The organism is Pseudomonas sp. BF-B-30, assembly GCF_019956305.1.
In the GTDB taxonomy this organism is placed as follows: Bacteria; Pseudomonadota; Gammaproteobacteria; order Pseudomonadales; family Pseudomonadaceae; genus Aquipseudomonas; species Aquipseudomonas jessenii.
This window is the reverse complement of record NZ_JAHBDG010000022.1, coordinates 135,450-149,529: the sequence shown is the minus strand read 5'-3', so window position 1 is coordinate 149,529 and position 14,080 is coordinate 135,450. Positions and strand designations below refer to the sequence as shown.

Below are 14,080 nucleotides of genomic sequence, written 5' to 3'. Positions count from 1 at the left end.
CGGTCTCTGTATTTCTGTACGACGCCGATCAAATGTGGGAACGGGCTTGCTCGCGAAGCTTTTAAACGGTTTTAGCCATCCGACTGGCGATCAGTGCCCAGCCAAACAACAACACACAGACAATGAGCAATGGCCACGAACGCCATTCCAGGTACGGCGTGAGGTTGTGCATCGGCACCACTTCGCCATACAGGATGCCGCGTTCGAACTGCGGGATCTGATCGGTAATCTGACCGAAGGGGTTGATCAGGCCGGACACGCCGTTGTTGGTGGCGCGGATCATCCAGCGGCCGGCCTCCAGCGCACGCATCTGCGCCATCTGCAGGTGTTGCAGCGGGCCGATGGAGGTGCCGAACCAGGTGTCGTTGCTGATGGTCAGCAACAGGTCGCTGCGGGCGGCGAGGCTGGCGGCGAATTCCGGGTACACCACCTCATAACAGATGTACGGCGCGATCTGATAACCCTTGGCTTGCAGCAGCGGCTGGTCAGATGGTCCGCGGGCAAAGTCCGACATCGGCAGATCGAAGAAGGCGATCAGCCCGCGCAACACATCCTCCAGCGGAACATATTCACCAAACGGCACCAGTTTTTGCTTGAGGTAGGTGCCGTCGCCTTCGCCGACAACGGTGATGCCATTGAAGAAGCGCTTCTCGTGGTGGACCTCCATGCGGACCGGGACGCCGGTAATCAGCGCCGATTTACGCTCGGCCGCGAAGCTGCCCATCATGTTCAGGTAGCCCTCGGCGGACTCCTTGAGCACCGGGATCGCCGTTTCCGGCCAGATGAGAAGGTCGACTCGCCTGGAGCTGAAACTCATGTCGCGATACAGCGCCAGTTGCGCGTTGAGCTGCGTCGGGTCCCACTTCATGCTTTGTTCGATGTTGCCCTGAATGGCGGCGACGCTCAGTGGCGGGCCCGACGGGCTGGTCCAGGCGTGGTGCTTGAGCGCGATGCCGGCCAGCCACGGGCCGACCAGCAGCAAAACACCGGCAGCGATGAAGCCTTTGCGCCCCGTGCGAACCAGGCGCATGCCGTTGTAGATCAACGCAGCTGTCAGGGCCAGCGTGAAGGAAATCAGCCACATCCCGCCGATAGGCGCGAGCCCGGCCAGCGGGCCATCGAGCTGGCTGTACCCGGAATACAGCCACGGGAAGCCTGTCAGGAACCAGCCGCGGAAGGCTTCCTGGCCGACCCACAGCGCTGCGAAGGCCAGGGCGTCGGCCAGCGGCGCTTCATTTCGGCGTAGCCAGCGCGCCCATATCCAGGCGGGCAGGGCAAAGAACCAGGCAATTGCCGCCGTGAAGAGCAGCATCAGGAAACCGGCCAGCAATACCGACGCGCCGCCGAAGTGGTGAATGCTGTAGTAGATCCAGCTGGTGCCGGCACCGAACAGGCCGAAACCGAAAAACCAGCCGCGCCCTAGTGCCTGACGTGGGCTCAGCTCGCGCAGGCCGGCATAGAACAGGCCGACGGCGAGCAGTGCCAGGGGCCAGATATCGAACGGCGCCAGGGCCAGTGTGGTGATTGCACCGGCCGCCACGGCCAGCAGGTTACCGGGCCAGCCGGGGCGGGTTGTCCAGCGCATTTCAATCCTTAGCGAGCAATGGGCGTCAGGCGAAGCAAGTGAATCCGACGGCTGTCGGCGTTCAGGATGCGGAAGCGGTACGGGCCGATTTCAGTGATTTCGTTGCGTTTTGGCAAGTGCCCGAACGCGCTCATCACCAGGCCGCCAACGGTGTCGAATTCGTCGTCGGAGAACTCGCTGTCGAAAAACTCGTTGAAGTTCTCGATCGGTGTCAGGGCCTTGATCAGGAAATCACCGCTGGGCAGCGGCTTGATGTAGCTGTCTTCTTCGACGTCGTGTTCGTCTTCGATGTCGCCGACGATCTGTTCCAGCACGTCTTCGATGGTCACCAGGCCTGCCACGCCGCCGTACTCGTCAATGACGATGGCCATGTGGTTGTGGTTGGCGCGAAACTCGCGCAGCAGCACGTTAAGGCGCTTGGACTCCGGCACGAAGGTGGCTGGGCGCAGGAGGTCCTTGATGTTGAAGCTGTCGCCGTTCTCCCTGAGGATCAACGGCAGCAAGTCCTTGGCCAGCAACACGCCCATCACGTCATCATGGCTTTCGCCGATCACCGGGTAGCGGGAGTGGGCCGAGTCGACCACGGCAGGCAGGAACTCGCGCGGTGTCTGGGTCGCCTTGATGCTGACCATCTGCGAGCGCGGGACCATGATGTCCCGGACCTGCAAGTCAGCCACCTGGATGGCGCCTTCGACGATGGCCAGCGCTTCACTGTCCAGCAGTTTGTTCTGGTGTGCATCGCGCAGCAGCTCCAGCAGCTCCTGGCGGTTTTTCGGCTCGTGGGCAAAAGCCTGGGTGAGCTTACCCAGCCATGACTTCTGCCCGTTGCTCGATCGATCTTCGCTCATAGCGATTACTCTGAATCCTTTGTTGTTTCGGTAGGGAATGCGTCGGTTTCGTCGTCCGCGTACGGATCGGGAAAGCCCAGTTCTGCAAGCAACGTTCGTTCCAGTGCTTCCATTTCTTCGGCTTCTTCGTCATCAATATGGTCGTAACCAAGCAGATGCAAGCAGCCGTGAATCACCAGGTGCGCCCAATGGGCCTTGAGCTCCTTGCCCTGTTCGGCGGCTTCGCGCTCGACCACGGCCACGCAGATCACCAGATCGCCCAGCAGCGGGATGTCGAGGAACTCATCCGGCACGTCGGCCGGGAATGACAAGACGTTAGTTGCGTAGTCCTTTTGCCGCCAGGTGTGGTTCAGCTCGCGTCCTTCGGCTTCGTCGACCAGACGAATGGTCATTTCCGAGTCGGCGGCGCGCTGGCGCAGGGCCAGTTCGCACCACTGGCGGAACTCGGCCTCGCCGGGGGCGCAGGCTTCGGTAGCGATTTGCAGGTCAAGCTCAAGCATCGCGGCGGCTATCCTTGGCGGCGGCATCATCGGCCGCTTTGGTTTCGAAGCGCTCGTAGGCTTCGACGATGCGCTGCACCAGTGGGTGGCGCACGACGTCCTTGGGCTGGAAGTGGGTGAAGCTGATCCCCGGCACATCCTTGAGCACTTCAATCACGTGGTGCAGGCCGGACTTGGTGCCGCGTGGCAGGTCGACCTGGGTGATGTCCCCGGTGATGACGGCCGTGGAGCCAAAGCCGATCCGGGTCAGGAACATCTTCATTTGCTCGACCGTGGTGTTCTGGCTTTCGTCGAGAATGATGAAGCTGTTGTTCAGCGTGCGGCCGCGCATGTAGGCCAGCGGCGCGACTTCGATCACCTGGCGCTCGATCAGCTTGGCGACGTATTCGAAGCCGAGCATTTCGTAGAGCGCGTCGTAGAGCGGGCGCAGGTACGGGTCGATTTTTTGCGACAGGTCGCCGGGCAGGAAACCGAGTTTTTCACCCGCTTCGACCGCCGGACGAACCAGCAGGATGCGGCGAATCTGCTCGCGCTCCAGTGCATCCACCGCGCAGGCGACAGCCAGGTAGGTCTTGCCGGTACCGGCCGGGCCGATGCCGAAGTTGATATCGTTACCGAGGATTTCCTTCACGTAGCGCAGCTGATTCAAGCCACGGGGGCGAATCATGCCTTTCTTGGTGCGCAGGGCAACGGACGGTTCGGCGGGGGAGTGGTTGTCCAGCTGCTCGACGGCCGATTCCTGCAGGAACAGGTGCACCATGTCCGGCGACAGCTCGGTACCCTTGGTTTCCCGGTACAGGCGGCGCAGGAGGTTTTCCGCGGAGGTGGTGTGTTTGGGTTCGCCGATCAGCTCGAACTGGTTTCCGCGATTGCGGATCTCGATGGTCAGGCGCTGTTCGATCAAGCGCAAATGCTCGTCGAATTGCCCGCACAGATTGGCGAAGCGGCGAGCTTCAAAAGGCTCGAGGATGAAACGATGTGGTTCTATGGGTGCGTTCAAGGTCGTATTTAGCCGCCCTGGGGCAATGGTGATGAGTTCAAGGATAGCGCCAGTGGCGTGGGTGCGAAAGCTCTTAAGTAAGATGCAGGAATTTGGCACTTAAACTGTGGCGAGGGGGCTTGCCCCCGTTCGACTGCGAAGCAGTCGCAAAATCTTGGGACCGCTTCGCGATCCAGCGGGGGCAAGCCCCCTCGCCACAAAAGCTCGCTCCCACAGTGGAATGCAGTGTTACTGGATCAGCGAGCCCCGCAGCGAGTGCGGCTGTGCGGCATCGATGTGCACGTCCGCGAACTGGCCGATCAGGGTCGGATTGTCGCAGCGGAAGTTGACGATACGATTATTCTCGGTCCGGCCTTGGAGCTCGCCCGGGTCTTTTTTCGAGTAATCGGTCACCAGGATTCGCTGGATCGAGCCGACCATTTGTCGGCTGATCTCGAAACCTTGCTGGTTCAATCGATGCTGCAGGGCATTCAGACGTTCTTTCTTCAGCTCTTCCGGCGTGTCATCGGCCAGATCGGCGGCCGGTGTGCCCGGGCGCTGGCTGTAGACGAACGAGTAGGAAAAGTCGAAGCCGACGTCGGCAATCAGCTTCATGGTTTGCTCGAAGTCTTTCTCGGTCTCGCCGGGGAAGCCGACGATGAAGTCCGAGCTGATGCAGATTCCCGGCACGGCGGCGCGCAGTTTGCGCAGTTTGGATTTGTATTCAAGCGCGGTGTGGTTGCGTTTCATCGCCGCGAGGATGCGGTCCGAGCCCGATTGCACCGGCAAGTGCAGGTGCTTGACCAGCTCCGGCACGTCGGCGTGGGCCTGGATCAGGCTGTCGGAGAACTCCAGCGGGTGCGACGTGGTGTAGCGGATGCGGTCGATGCCATCGACCGCGGCGACCACGCGGATCAGTTCGGCCAGGTCGGCCAGGCGCCCGTCATGGGTGAGGCCGCGATAGCCGTTGACGTTCTGCCCCAGCAGCGTCACTTCCCGCACGCCGTTTTCGGCCAGGTGAATGATCTCGGCAATCACGTCGTCGAACGGCCGGCTGACCTCTTCACCGCGGGTGTAGGGCACCACGCAGAACGTGCAGTACTTGCTGCAACCTTCCATCACCGACACGTAAGCGCTCGGGCCGTCGATGCGGGGCTCGGGCAAGTGGTCGAACTTTTCGATTTCCGGGAACGAGACGTCGACTTGCGGCAGCTTGCTGATGCGCGCGGCGTCGATCATTTCCGGCAGGCGGTGCAGGGTCTGCGGGCCGAAGACAACGTCGACGTACGGCGCGCGATCGCGAATGGCCGCGCCTTCCTGGCTGGCCACGCAACCGCCGACGGCGATTACCATGTCCGGGTTGGCCAGCTTCAGTTCGCGCCAGCGGCCGAGCTGGGAGTAGACACGATCCTGGGCGCGTTCGCGGATCGAGCAGGTGTTGAGCAGGATCACGTCGGCGTCTTCAGCGCGAGCGGTGACTTCCAGGGCCTGATGTTCGCCCAGCAGATCGACCATGCGCGAGCTGTCGTACTCGTTCATCTGACAACCGTGGGTTTCGATGTAAAGCTTCTTGGCCATGGAATAGAGTCATCACGTGATTCAAAGAACCGCGCATTATAGGGAACATGTACCCAGGTTCCTACCGCTGCGCGTCCGATGGCTATGCTATAGTTCGCGCCCTCATTTTTATCCCCCGATGTGTTTCGCCCACCATGACCAAACGTGAAGCTCCAATCTACAAGGTGATTTTCCTCAACCAGGGCCAGGTGTTCGAAATGTACGCCAAGCAGATCTATCAAAGTGATCTGTGGGGCTTTCTGGAAGTGGAAGAGTTCGTCTTTGGCGAGCGCACGCAAGTGGTCGTCGATCCGAGCGAAGAAAAGCTCAAGGCTCAGTTCGAAGGCGTAGTGCGCAGTTTTGTGCCGATGCATTCGATCGTGCGTATCGATGAAGTCGAGCGTATGGGAACACCGAAAATCAGCGAAGCCCGTGGCGCGGTCGGCAATGTCATGCCGTTTCCGATGCCGATGCCTGAGAAGTAAGTCTCAAGACCGGGTCGCCCCCAATCGCGAGCAAGCTCGCTCCCACAGTTGACCGAGTTCTCACATGGGAATGCAGTCGAATGTGGGAGCGAGCTTGCTCGCGATTGGGCCAGTCAGAACAACACGGAAGTCAGGGCAGTGGCGCGAACGGCGTACGCCCATCGGCGCTCTGCAATTCCATCAAGTATTTACGGAAGATTTGCCCGAGCACCTGGGTAGCAAGCTCCAGTTCTTCGCGGGGCATCTTTTCGGTGACTTCGTCGGCGGTGTCCAGGGCCTCTTCGGCGCCGTTGACCGCCGCCATCTTCAGCAGGATGTACGCCTGAACGTTATTGGCCGGCACGCCTTCGCCGTGGAAGAACATGGTGCCGAGTTTGAATTGTGCCTGGGCGTGGCCTTGCAGCGAGGCTTTTTCGAAATAGCTCAGGGCTTGATTGAGGTCGCGCGGCGTGTTTTTGCCTTCGTAGTAGAACTCACCCAACTCGTATTGCGCTTGCGCATCCCCTTCTTCCGACGCTTTCTGGCAGGCGGCGAGCGCCTGTTCCAGGTCTTGCGGCTGGGTATTGAGGGTGCAGCGACCCATCGCTGGGATTAACAACGAGTTGCCGCCTGCTTGTGCGTGCGCGAGCAGGGGCTGAAGAAGCAACAGGCAGCCCAGTGCAAGGGTGCGGCCGGTGCGGTTCATGGGAATCGACTTACCTCTGAAGGGCGCGCGGACCCATCGAGGGATCCAATAAGCGCGCATTATGAAATAAGCAGGGCCAACCTTACAAAGTCTTTACTCGTTTTTCTGCTGCACGGGAAATTTATCGCCCACTTTGCGGGGGATTATTAGCAGATGAGTAGGAAAAATCGTGGGAACGTAGGCGAAAGCTGACGCTGGCAAGGGCCAGCGTCAGCATTTGAACGTTACTTCAAGGCCGCGAAGGCGCGCTCGGCAGCGTCCAGGGTCAGCTTCAGTTCAGCTTCGCCGTGGGCGATCGAAGTGAAACCGGCTTCGAATGCGCTCGGTGCCAGATACACGCCACCTTCGAGCATCAGGTGGAAGAAGCGGCCGAACAGGGCTGCGTCGCTGGCCATGACGTCATCGAAGGTGACGATGTCGTCGGCACCACTGAAGTACAGGCCGAACATGCCGCCGGCCTGGGTGGTCACGAACGGAATGCCGGCCGCATCGGCGCGCTGTTGCAGGCCGTCGAGCAGGCGAGTGGTGTAGTCGGTCAGCTCGGCGTGGAAGCCCGGGCGGCTGATCAGACGCAGGGTGGTCAGGCCGGCGGCCATCGCCAGCGGGTTACCGGACAGCGTACCGGCCTGGTACACCGGGCCCAGCGGGGCGATGCGCTGCATGATTTCGCGCTTGCCGCCGAAGCAGCCGACCGGCATGCCGCCACCGATGATCTTGCCGAAGGTGGTCAGGTCCGGCGTCACGCCGTAGTACGCCTGGGCACCGCCGAGGGCGACACGGAAACCGGTCATCACTTCGTCGAAAATCAGCACCACGCCGTGCTTGTCGCACAGGGTCCGCAGGCCTTCGAGGAAGCCCGGAGCAGGCGGTACGCAGTTCATGTTGCCGGCCACTGGCTCGACGATGATGCAGGCCACATCCTGGCCGACTTCGGCGAGCATGGTTTCTACCGCGTCGATGTCGTTGAAGGGCAGTGTCAGGGTGTGTTTGGCGAATGCCGCCGGTACACCGGCCGAGCTCGGTACGCCTTGGGTCAGTGCGCCGGAACCGGCCTTGACCAGCAGGCTGTCGGAGTGACCGTGGTAGCAGCCTTCGAACTTGATGATGCTGTCGCGGCCGGTGAAGCCACGGGCCAGGCGAATGGCGCTCATGGTCGCTTCGGTGCCGGAGCTGACCATGCGCACCATTTCCATCGACGGCACGAGGGAGCAGACCAGGTCGGCCATCTGCGTTTCCATCTCGGTCGGGGCGCCGTAGGACAGGCCGTGCTCAAGCTGTTTGCGCACGGCGTCCAGCACGTCCGGGTGGCTGTGGCCGAGAATCATCGGACCCCAGGAACCGACGTAATCCACATAGCGCTTGTCATCTTCGTCGGTGACGTAGGCGCCTTCGGCATGTTTGAAGAACAGCGGTGTGCCGCCGACGCTCTTGAACGCGCGAACCGGCGAGTTCACGCCACCGGGAATGTGTTTCTGGGCATTGGCAAACAGCGTTTCGGAACGAGACATGATCGGGCTCTCAGACTTTTAGTAATTCATTGAATGCGCGGGCGCGGCGGGTTACTTCAGCCGTGCTCTCGGCGCCAAACAGGCCATGCACCACGGCCAACAGGTCGACACCATGGGCCACCAGCGGTGCGGCGTTTTCCAGGGTGATGCCGCCGATCGCGCAGATCGGCAGGTGCAGTTTGCTGCGTGCCTGGTCGAGCAGATCGAGACTGCAGGTCGGGGCGCCGGGTTTGGTGTTGGAATTGAAGAAGCGGCCGAACGCGACGTAGCTGGCGCCTTCTTTGACGGCCTGTTCGGCGAGGTCGAGTTGCGCATGGCAGGTCGAACCGATGATTGCATCGCGACCCAGCAGGGCGCGGGTCGGAGACAATGGACCATCAGTTTGACCCAAGTGCACGCCGACATTCAGGCGTGCGGCCAACTCAGCGTCATCATTGATGATCAACCGGGTGTTGTAGCGTTCGCATAAATCACGCAAGGCTTCGGCTTCGCGCAGACGACGGGCTTCGTCACTGCTCTTGTCGCGGTATTGCAGCAAGGTGACTCCGCCTTCCAGCGCCGCCTCCACGTACTTGAGCAGCTTACCCTCCAGCAAATGGCTGTCGGTAATGGCGTACAGGCCACGTAGTTTCATCGGACAAGCCTCACCGCATTACAAATAGAAGTTACGAGCAGAAATCCAGTGGCAAGCGGCGCGGCACGAACTGGCCTTTGCCCAGTTGCTCGGCATCACGCAGGGTGCGCCATGTGTAGTTAAGCGCGGTCTGCACGGCACTGGCGAGGTTTTCGCCCTGGGCCAGACGACCGGCCAGCGCACTGGCCAGGGTGCAGCCGGAACCGTGATAACTGCCCGGCAAGCGCTGGCAGGTAAAGGTTTCGCGCAGGCCGTCGCGGCTGTACAGGCGATTGTGGATTTCGGTTTCGTCGCCATGGCCGCCGGTGATCAGCAGGTGTTTGACGAACGGCAGGAGTTTTTCTGCGCACTCGTCCGCGGTGCCTTCGGGCAGTTCGGCGAGGATGCGGGCTTCGGGAAGGTTGGGGGTCGCAATGATCGAAAGGGGCAGTAGGCGTTCGCGCATGGCGTAGCCGACTTCGTCCTTGCCCAGGCGTCCGCCGCCGCCAGCGCGCAGCACCGGGTCGCAGACCACCGGCAAGTGCGGGTGCGCCGAAAGCAGTTCGACCACGGTGTCGACCATTTCCAGGGAACCGAGCATGCCCAGTTTGACGGCGGCGACTTCGGAGTCGTTGAGCACGGCATTGGCCTGGGCCAGTACCCACTCACGGTCCAGGACGCGGAAGTCAGTGACATTGACGGTGTCTTGCACGGTCAGGGCGGTGACGGCCGGAGCCGCATGGCAACCCTGTGCGAGCAGGGCTTCGATATCTGCCTGCAAGCCGGCGCCACCACTTGGGTCGTGGCCGGAGAGACAGAGGACAACGGGGCGAGAGCTGTAGATATTCATGGTGCGCGAGCTTACCACCAAACAACGTTTTTCGGGTGTAACGACATCCGGTCCGGCCGATAGATTGTGGCGAAGGCGCTCACTGTTCGCAGTGCATTTTTATTATCTGATCAAGTCAACAGCTCTATCTCAATAATCTTCGCTGGAACGCCCGTTCTAGAGCCTTCGTAGGAAAAATTTCAATGGTGTTTAATGGCCATCAACGGCTATGCTAGAGTGGATCCAAACCAATAACAGGTGATACCGGTTTTACGTCTGCTCAAAAGGAATGGGGGGGCTTCCTGACAGAACCGGACAGGCCACGCTGGGGCTTCAATGCGCTATTTGCTGATGTTGCTGTTGTGTTTGCCCCTCCTGGCAAACGCCGTCGAGTTCGATGAGTTCACTCAAAGCCTCCCCTTGGGCCGAACCCTGCAGGTCTATGAGGACGCAGGTGGTCAGGCGACCATCGCGGATATCCGTGCGCAAGCGGCGGCCGGCAACTTCAAGCCGCACCACAAAGATACGCTTAACGCCGGGTACTCGCGTTCGGTGTTCTGGCTGAAAATCGACCTGCATTACCGTCCAGCCAATCCGGCGGCGCAAAGGACCTGGCTGCTGGAACTGGCCTATCCGCCCCTCGATCATCTCGATCTCTATTTGCCCGATGCGGCCGGCAACTATCAGTTGGTCCGGCAGACCGGCGATGCCTTGCCCTTCGCCAGCCGCGAGATTCGTCAGAACAACTATCTGTTCGACCTGACGTTCAAGCCGGACCAGGCCGAAACCATATTCATGCGCTTGCAAAGCGAAGGCTCGATCCAGGCGCCGGTAACCTTGTGGTCGAGCACCGCCTACCTCGAAGAGCAGCCTGTGCGCCTCTACGTACTGGGGCTGATCTACGGCGTACTGCTGGGGATGCTGGTCTACAACCTGTTCATCTACCTCAGCGTGCGCGACACCAGTTACCTCTACTACATCTTTTATATCGCCTCGTTCGGCTTGTATCAGCTGTCGGTAAACGGTGCGGCCGTGCAGTATTTCTGGCCGGACAATCCGTGGTGGGCCAACGCTGCGACGCCGTTTTTCATCGGCTGTGCGGGGCTGTTCGGCAGTCAGTTCGCCCGCAGTTTCCTGCAGATGGCTACCCACAGTCGCTGGCTTGACCGCTTGTTGCTGGCGCTGGTTGCCTTCAGTGCGCTGGTGATCGGCCTGTCATTGATGACCAGCTATGCCTTGGCCTTGCGCCTGGCCACGGCCCTGGCGCTGACATTCACCGTGGTGATTTTTGCCGCCGGGATCTTTGCCTGGCTGCGGGGCCTGCGGGTGGCGCGGTATTTCATCATTGCCTGGTCGGCGTTTTTACTCGGTGGCATCGTCAATACGCTGATGGTGCTTGGATACCTGCCGAACGTGTTCCTGACCATGTATTCCAGTCAGATCGGCTCGGCCATCGAAGTGGCGTTGCTGTCCCTGGCGCTGGCCGACCGCATCAACGCCATGCGCGAGCAGCAGGCTCAAACCCTGTTCGACGCCAGCCAGAAGCTTGAAGTCCTCAACCAGCAACTGGCTCACAGTAACAAGCTCAAGGACGAGTTCCTTGCCACCCTGACCCACGAATTGCGCACGCCCATGAATGGTGTGATCGGTTCACTGGAGCTGATGCAGACGGTCGAGATGGACCCGGAACTCGAGTACTACCAGCAGACGGCTTCGGGGTCGGCGCGGGACATGATGCGCATGGTCAACGGCATCCTCACCCTCACCGAATTGCAGGCCGGCAAACTCAAGGCCTCGGCCGACACCTTCAGCTTGCGTGGCGTGGTCGAGGCACTGCGCACGCAGTTCGAGGGCAACGCATCGAGCAAGTCGCTGGACTTCAAGGTCGATGTCGCGCCAGGTGTGCCGGATCGCTTGCTCGGCGACAACGTCAAGATCGCGCAGTGCCTGGAATGCCTGCTGGATAACGCCATCAAGTTCACAAAGGTCGGCGGTCTGGCGCTGCGGGTGACCGGCAAGACCATCGAGCCCGACCGGCTGGCGTTGACCTTTGCGGTGATCGACACGGGCATTGGTTTCACCGATTTAGGGGAGGCCACGATGTATCAACGGTTCTTCCAGCTCGATGGCTCGATGACCCGTGAATACGGTGGCCTGGGGGTTGGCTTGGCGATTTGCCGACAGTTGGTCGAATTGCTCGGTGGGCGGCTGACTCATCGCTCCGAGCCAGGGCGCGGCAGTCGGTTTCAGCTGGATGTGGAAGTCGGGCTGCCGGAGGTCGAACGTCCGGTGACACCGTTGATGACCCGGGATTTTCCGCGCCTGCGCTTGCCTCAGGATTGTGCCGTGCTGTTGGTGGATGACAACGGCATCAGCCAGTTGGTGATGCGCGGCATGTTGCTCAAGCTGGGCTTTCGCGTACGTACGGCCAACAGCGTCGATGTCGCGCTCGATCTGTTGCAGCGCGAAGTGTTTGACGCGGTGCTGGTCGATTGTCAGTTGCCGCTGCCGGACGGTGAGTCGGTGTGCTGCCGGATCCGCGCGTTACCCGGTTATGCCGAGCTGCCGTTGTTCATGATCGCTCTGGGCGGTGACCGAGAACGTTGCCCGACCGGCGCAGTGATTGATCACTTGAGCAAACCGGTGAAATTCGAAGACTTGCAGGCCGCGCTCTACCGCCGTGTGCTCTGCCCGAAACAGGGCGAAAGCGCCGACAGTTAGGCGTATATGACACTTTGATCGGCCGAGGGGCGGTGCTTAACTGAAGTCCCTTGGCCGACCAAAGGAGCCCTGTCATGAACCTGCATCAGTTCGCCGAAACCCACGAAGTCACCAACCAGCCACCGTCACTGGACGGCGCCAACCTGTACCGCATTGACTTGCCGTTGCAGGAATGGTCGCGGCGCTTCGGGGCCGGTTGGGCCGAATCGCGGATCGACGCCTATGGCGCGCTGGCCGGTGGCCCGTTGATGGAAGCCGGGTTCCTGGCCAATCAGAACAAGCCGGTGTTCAACAGCCATGACCGGTTTGGTCATCGCATTGATCTGGTGGAGTTTCATCCGGCCTATCATCAATTAATGCGCACGGCGGTCGAACACGGCCTGACCTCGCTGCCCTGGGCGCACCCGCAGGACGGCGCCCATGTCGCCCGCGCGGCCATGACCTATTTGCACAGCCAGGCCGAGGCCGGCAGTGGATGCCCGCTGACCATGACCTTCGCCAGCGTTCCGGCCATGCGCCTGCAACCGGACCTGGCGAAAAAGTGGCTGCCGAAAATCCTCGCCACCGAATACGACCCGCGCAATGTCGGCATGGTCCACAAGGCTGGAGTCACCATCGGCATGGCCATGACCGAGAAGCAGGGTGGTACCGACGTGCGGGCCAATACCACCAAGGCCTATCCGGTCGGCGCCAGCGGTCCGGGCCAGGCCTATGAACTTGTGGGGCACAAGTGGTTTTGCTCGGCGCCGATGTGTGACGCCTTCCTGACACTGGCGCAGACCGACAAGGGCCTGACCTGTTTCCTGTTGCCGCGCCATCGTCCGGACGACACGCGCAATCAGTTCTATATCCAGCGCTTGAAGAACAAGCTCGGCAACTGCTCCAACGCTTCCAGCGAAGTGGAGTTCCGTGGAGCACTGGCGTGGATGGTCGGTGAAGAGGGCCGTGGCGTTCCGACGATCATCGAGATGGTCGCCATGACCCGCTTCGATTGCATGGTCGGTTCCAGTTCGCTGATGCGCCAGGCGCTGACTCAGGCCAGCCATCACTGCGCTCACCGATCGGTTGGCGGCAAACTGCTCAGCGAACAGCCGTTGATGCAGAACGTGCTGGCGGATCTGGCGCTGGAAAGCGAAGCGGCCCTGGCGTTGAGCCTGCGCATGGGCCGGGCGCTGGATCATCTGGATGATTCGCAGGAAGCCAAATTCGCCCGCCTGGTGACGGCGGTGGGCAAGTACTGGATCTGCAAACGGGCGCCGGCGATGATCAACGAAGCGGCCGAATGCATGGGCGGCGCGGGTTATGTCGAAGACAGCATCCTGCCGCGGCTTTACCGCGAGGCGCCGGTGAATTCGACCTGGGAAGGCTCCGGTAATGTGCAGTGCCTCGACGTGCTGCGTGCCCTGTCGAAAGAACCAGGCGTGCTCGATGCGCTGTTCAGCGAGTTGGGCGATGGCCATGGCGACAAGCGCCTGGCTGCGCACATCCATCAATTGCAGGCGGCCTTCAAGGACACCAGCGACATCCAGTACCGCGCCCGGCAACTGACTGAAGACATTGCCCTGGGGCTGCAGGCGAAGCTGTTGCTGGAAGCCGGGAATGCGGTGGTCAGTGATGCGTTTATTGCCAGTCGCCTGGATGGCGGCGGCCGAGTGTATGGCGCGTTACCACGAGGGCTGGACGTGGAAGCGATTGTCGCGCGCTCGACTCCGCAGGGCTTCTGATCACGATTGACCCAGCACCGCAAATCCCTGTGGGAGCGAGCTTGCT

The 14,080-nt window shown here is 61.1% G+C and carries 12 protein-coding genes; 3 read left to right on the top strand and 9 right to left on the bottom strand.

What is annotated here, in order from left to right; translation table 11 throughout:
- Positions 1 to 61 precede the first annotated feature (61 nt).
- From lnt to miaB, 5 genes are all read right to left on the bottom strand, one after another.
- Positions 62 to 1,585: an apolipoprotein N-acyltransferase gene (gene lnt / locus KGB29_RS13505; protein ID WP_150814333.1), complete on the bottom strand. Its 1,524-nt coding sequence runs from the start codon at positions 1,583 to 1,585 to the stop codon at positions 62 to 64.
- Positions 1,586 to 1,593: 8 nt separating this feature from the next.
- A complete protein-coding gene (locus KGB29_RS13500; protein WP_046028710.1) occupies positions 1,594 to 2,433 on the bottom strand; it encodes an HlyC/CorC family transporter in 840 nt (279 codons plus the stop codon).
- A gap of 5 nt (positions 2,434 to 2,438) precedes the next feature.
- Positions 2,439 to 2,933: an rRNA maturation RNase YbeY gene (ybeY, locus tag KGB29_RS13495; RefSeq protein WP_150814332.1), complete on the bottom strand. Its 495-nt coding sequence runs from the start codon at positions 2,931 to 2,933 to the stop codon at positions 2,439 to 2,441.
- On the bottom strand, positions 2,926 to 3,933 hold the full coding sequence (locus KGB29_RS13490; RefSeq protein ID WP_008022966.1) for a PhoH family protein: 1,008 nt from the start codon (positions 3,931 to 3,933) through the stop codon (positions 2,926 to 2,928). The genes ybeY and KGB29_RS13490 overlap by 8 nt, the downstream gene beginning before the upstream one ends.
- 228 nt (positions 3,934 to 4,161) lie before the next feature.
- Positions 4,162 to 5,490 (bottom strand): tRNA (N6-isopentenyl adenosine(37)-C2)-methylthiotransferase MiaB, encoded by a 1,329-nt coding sequence (gene miaB / locus KGB29_RS13485; RefSeq protein ID WP_015096961.1) that lies wholly within the window; start codon positions 5,488 to 5,490, stop codon positions 4,162 to 4,164.
- Positions 5,491 to 5,624: 134 nt separating this feature from the next.
- Between miaB and KGB29_RS13480 the strand changes: the two genes are divergently transcribed.
- A complete protein-coding gene (locus KGB29_RS13480) occupies positions 5,625 to 5,954 on the top strand; it encodes a DUF1820 family protein (RefSeq protein ID WP_008052403.1) in 330 nt (109 codons plus the stop codon).
- 130 nt (positions 5,955 to 6,084) lie between these two features.
- Here KGB29_RS13480 and KGB29_RS13475 read toward each other — a convergent pair whose 3' ends face one another.
- The 4 genes from KGB29_RS13475 to KGB29_RS13460 form a co-directional block, all read right to left on the bottom strand.
- Positions 6,085 to 6,639 carry a tetratricopeptide repeat protein gene (locus tag KGB29_RS13475; protein ID WP_057713169.1) on the bottom strand — a complete coding sequence of 185 codons (555 nt, stop codon included), beginning with the start codon at positions 6,637 to 6,639 and terminating at the stop codon, positions 6,085 to 6,087.
- A gap of 224 nt (positions 6,640 to 6,863) precedes the next feature.
- Positions 6,864 to 8,147, bottom strand: coding sequence for a glutamate-1-semialdehyde 2,1-aminomutase (hemL, locus tag KGB29_RS13470; protein ID WP_056728829.1), 1,284 nt, complete (start codon positions 8,145 to 8,147; stop codon positions 6,864 to 6,866).
- A 10-nt stretch (positions 8,148 to 8,157) separates the two neighbouring features.
- The gene (thiE, locus tag KGB29_RS13465; RefSeq protein ID WP_150814330.1) at positions 8,158 to 8,781 is read right to left on the bottom strand and encodes a thiamine phosphate synthase; all 624 of its coding nucleotides are present in this window, start codon (positions 8,779 to 8,781) and stop codon (positions 8,158 to 8,160) included.
- A gap of 31 nt (positions 8,782 to 8,812) precedes the next feature.
- Positions 8,813 to 9,610, bottom strand: coding sequence for a hydroxymethylpyrimidine/phosphomethylpyrimidine kinase (locus tag KGB29_RS13460; protein ID WP_057713171.1), 798 nt, complete (start codon positions 9,608 to 9,610; stop codon positions 8,813 to 8,815).
- 315 nt (positions 9,611 to 9,925) lie between these two features.
- Here KGB29_RS13460 and KGB29_RS13455 point away from each other — a divergent pair, with 315 nt between their 5' ends.
- A complete protein-coding gene (locus KGB29_RS13455; RefSeq protein ID WP_150814329.1) occupies positions 9,926 to 12,310 on the top strand; it encodes a hybrid sensor histidine kinase/response regulator in 2,385 nt (794 codons plus the stop codon).
- 74 nt (positions 12,311 to 12,384) lie between these two features.
- Positions 12,385 to 14,034 carry an acyl-CoA dehydrogenase family protein gene (locus KGB29_RS13450; RefSeq protein WP_150814328.1) on the top strand — a complete coding sequence of 550 codons (1,650 nt, stop codon included), beginning with the start codon at positions 12,385 to 12,387 and terminating at the stop codon, positions 14,032 to 14,034.
- Positions 14,035 to 14,080: the final 46 nt, after the last annotated feature.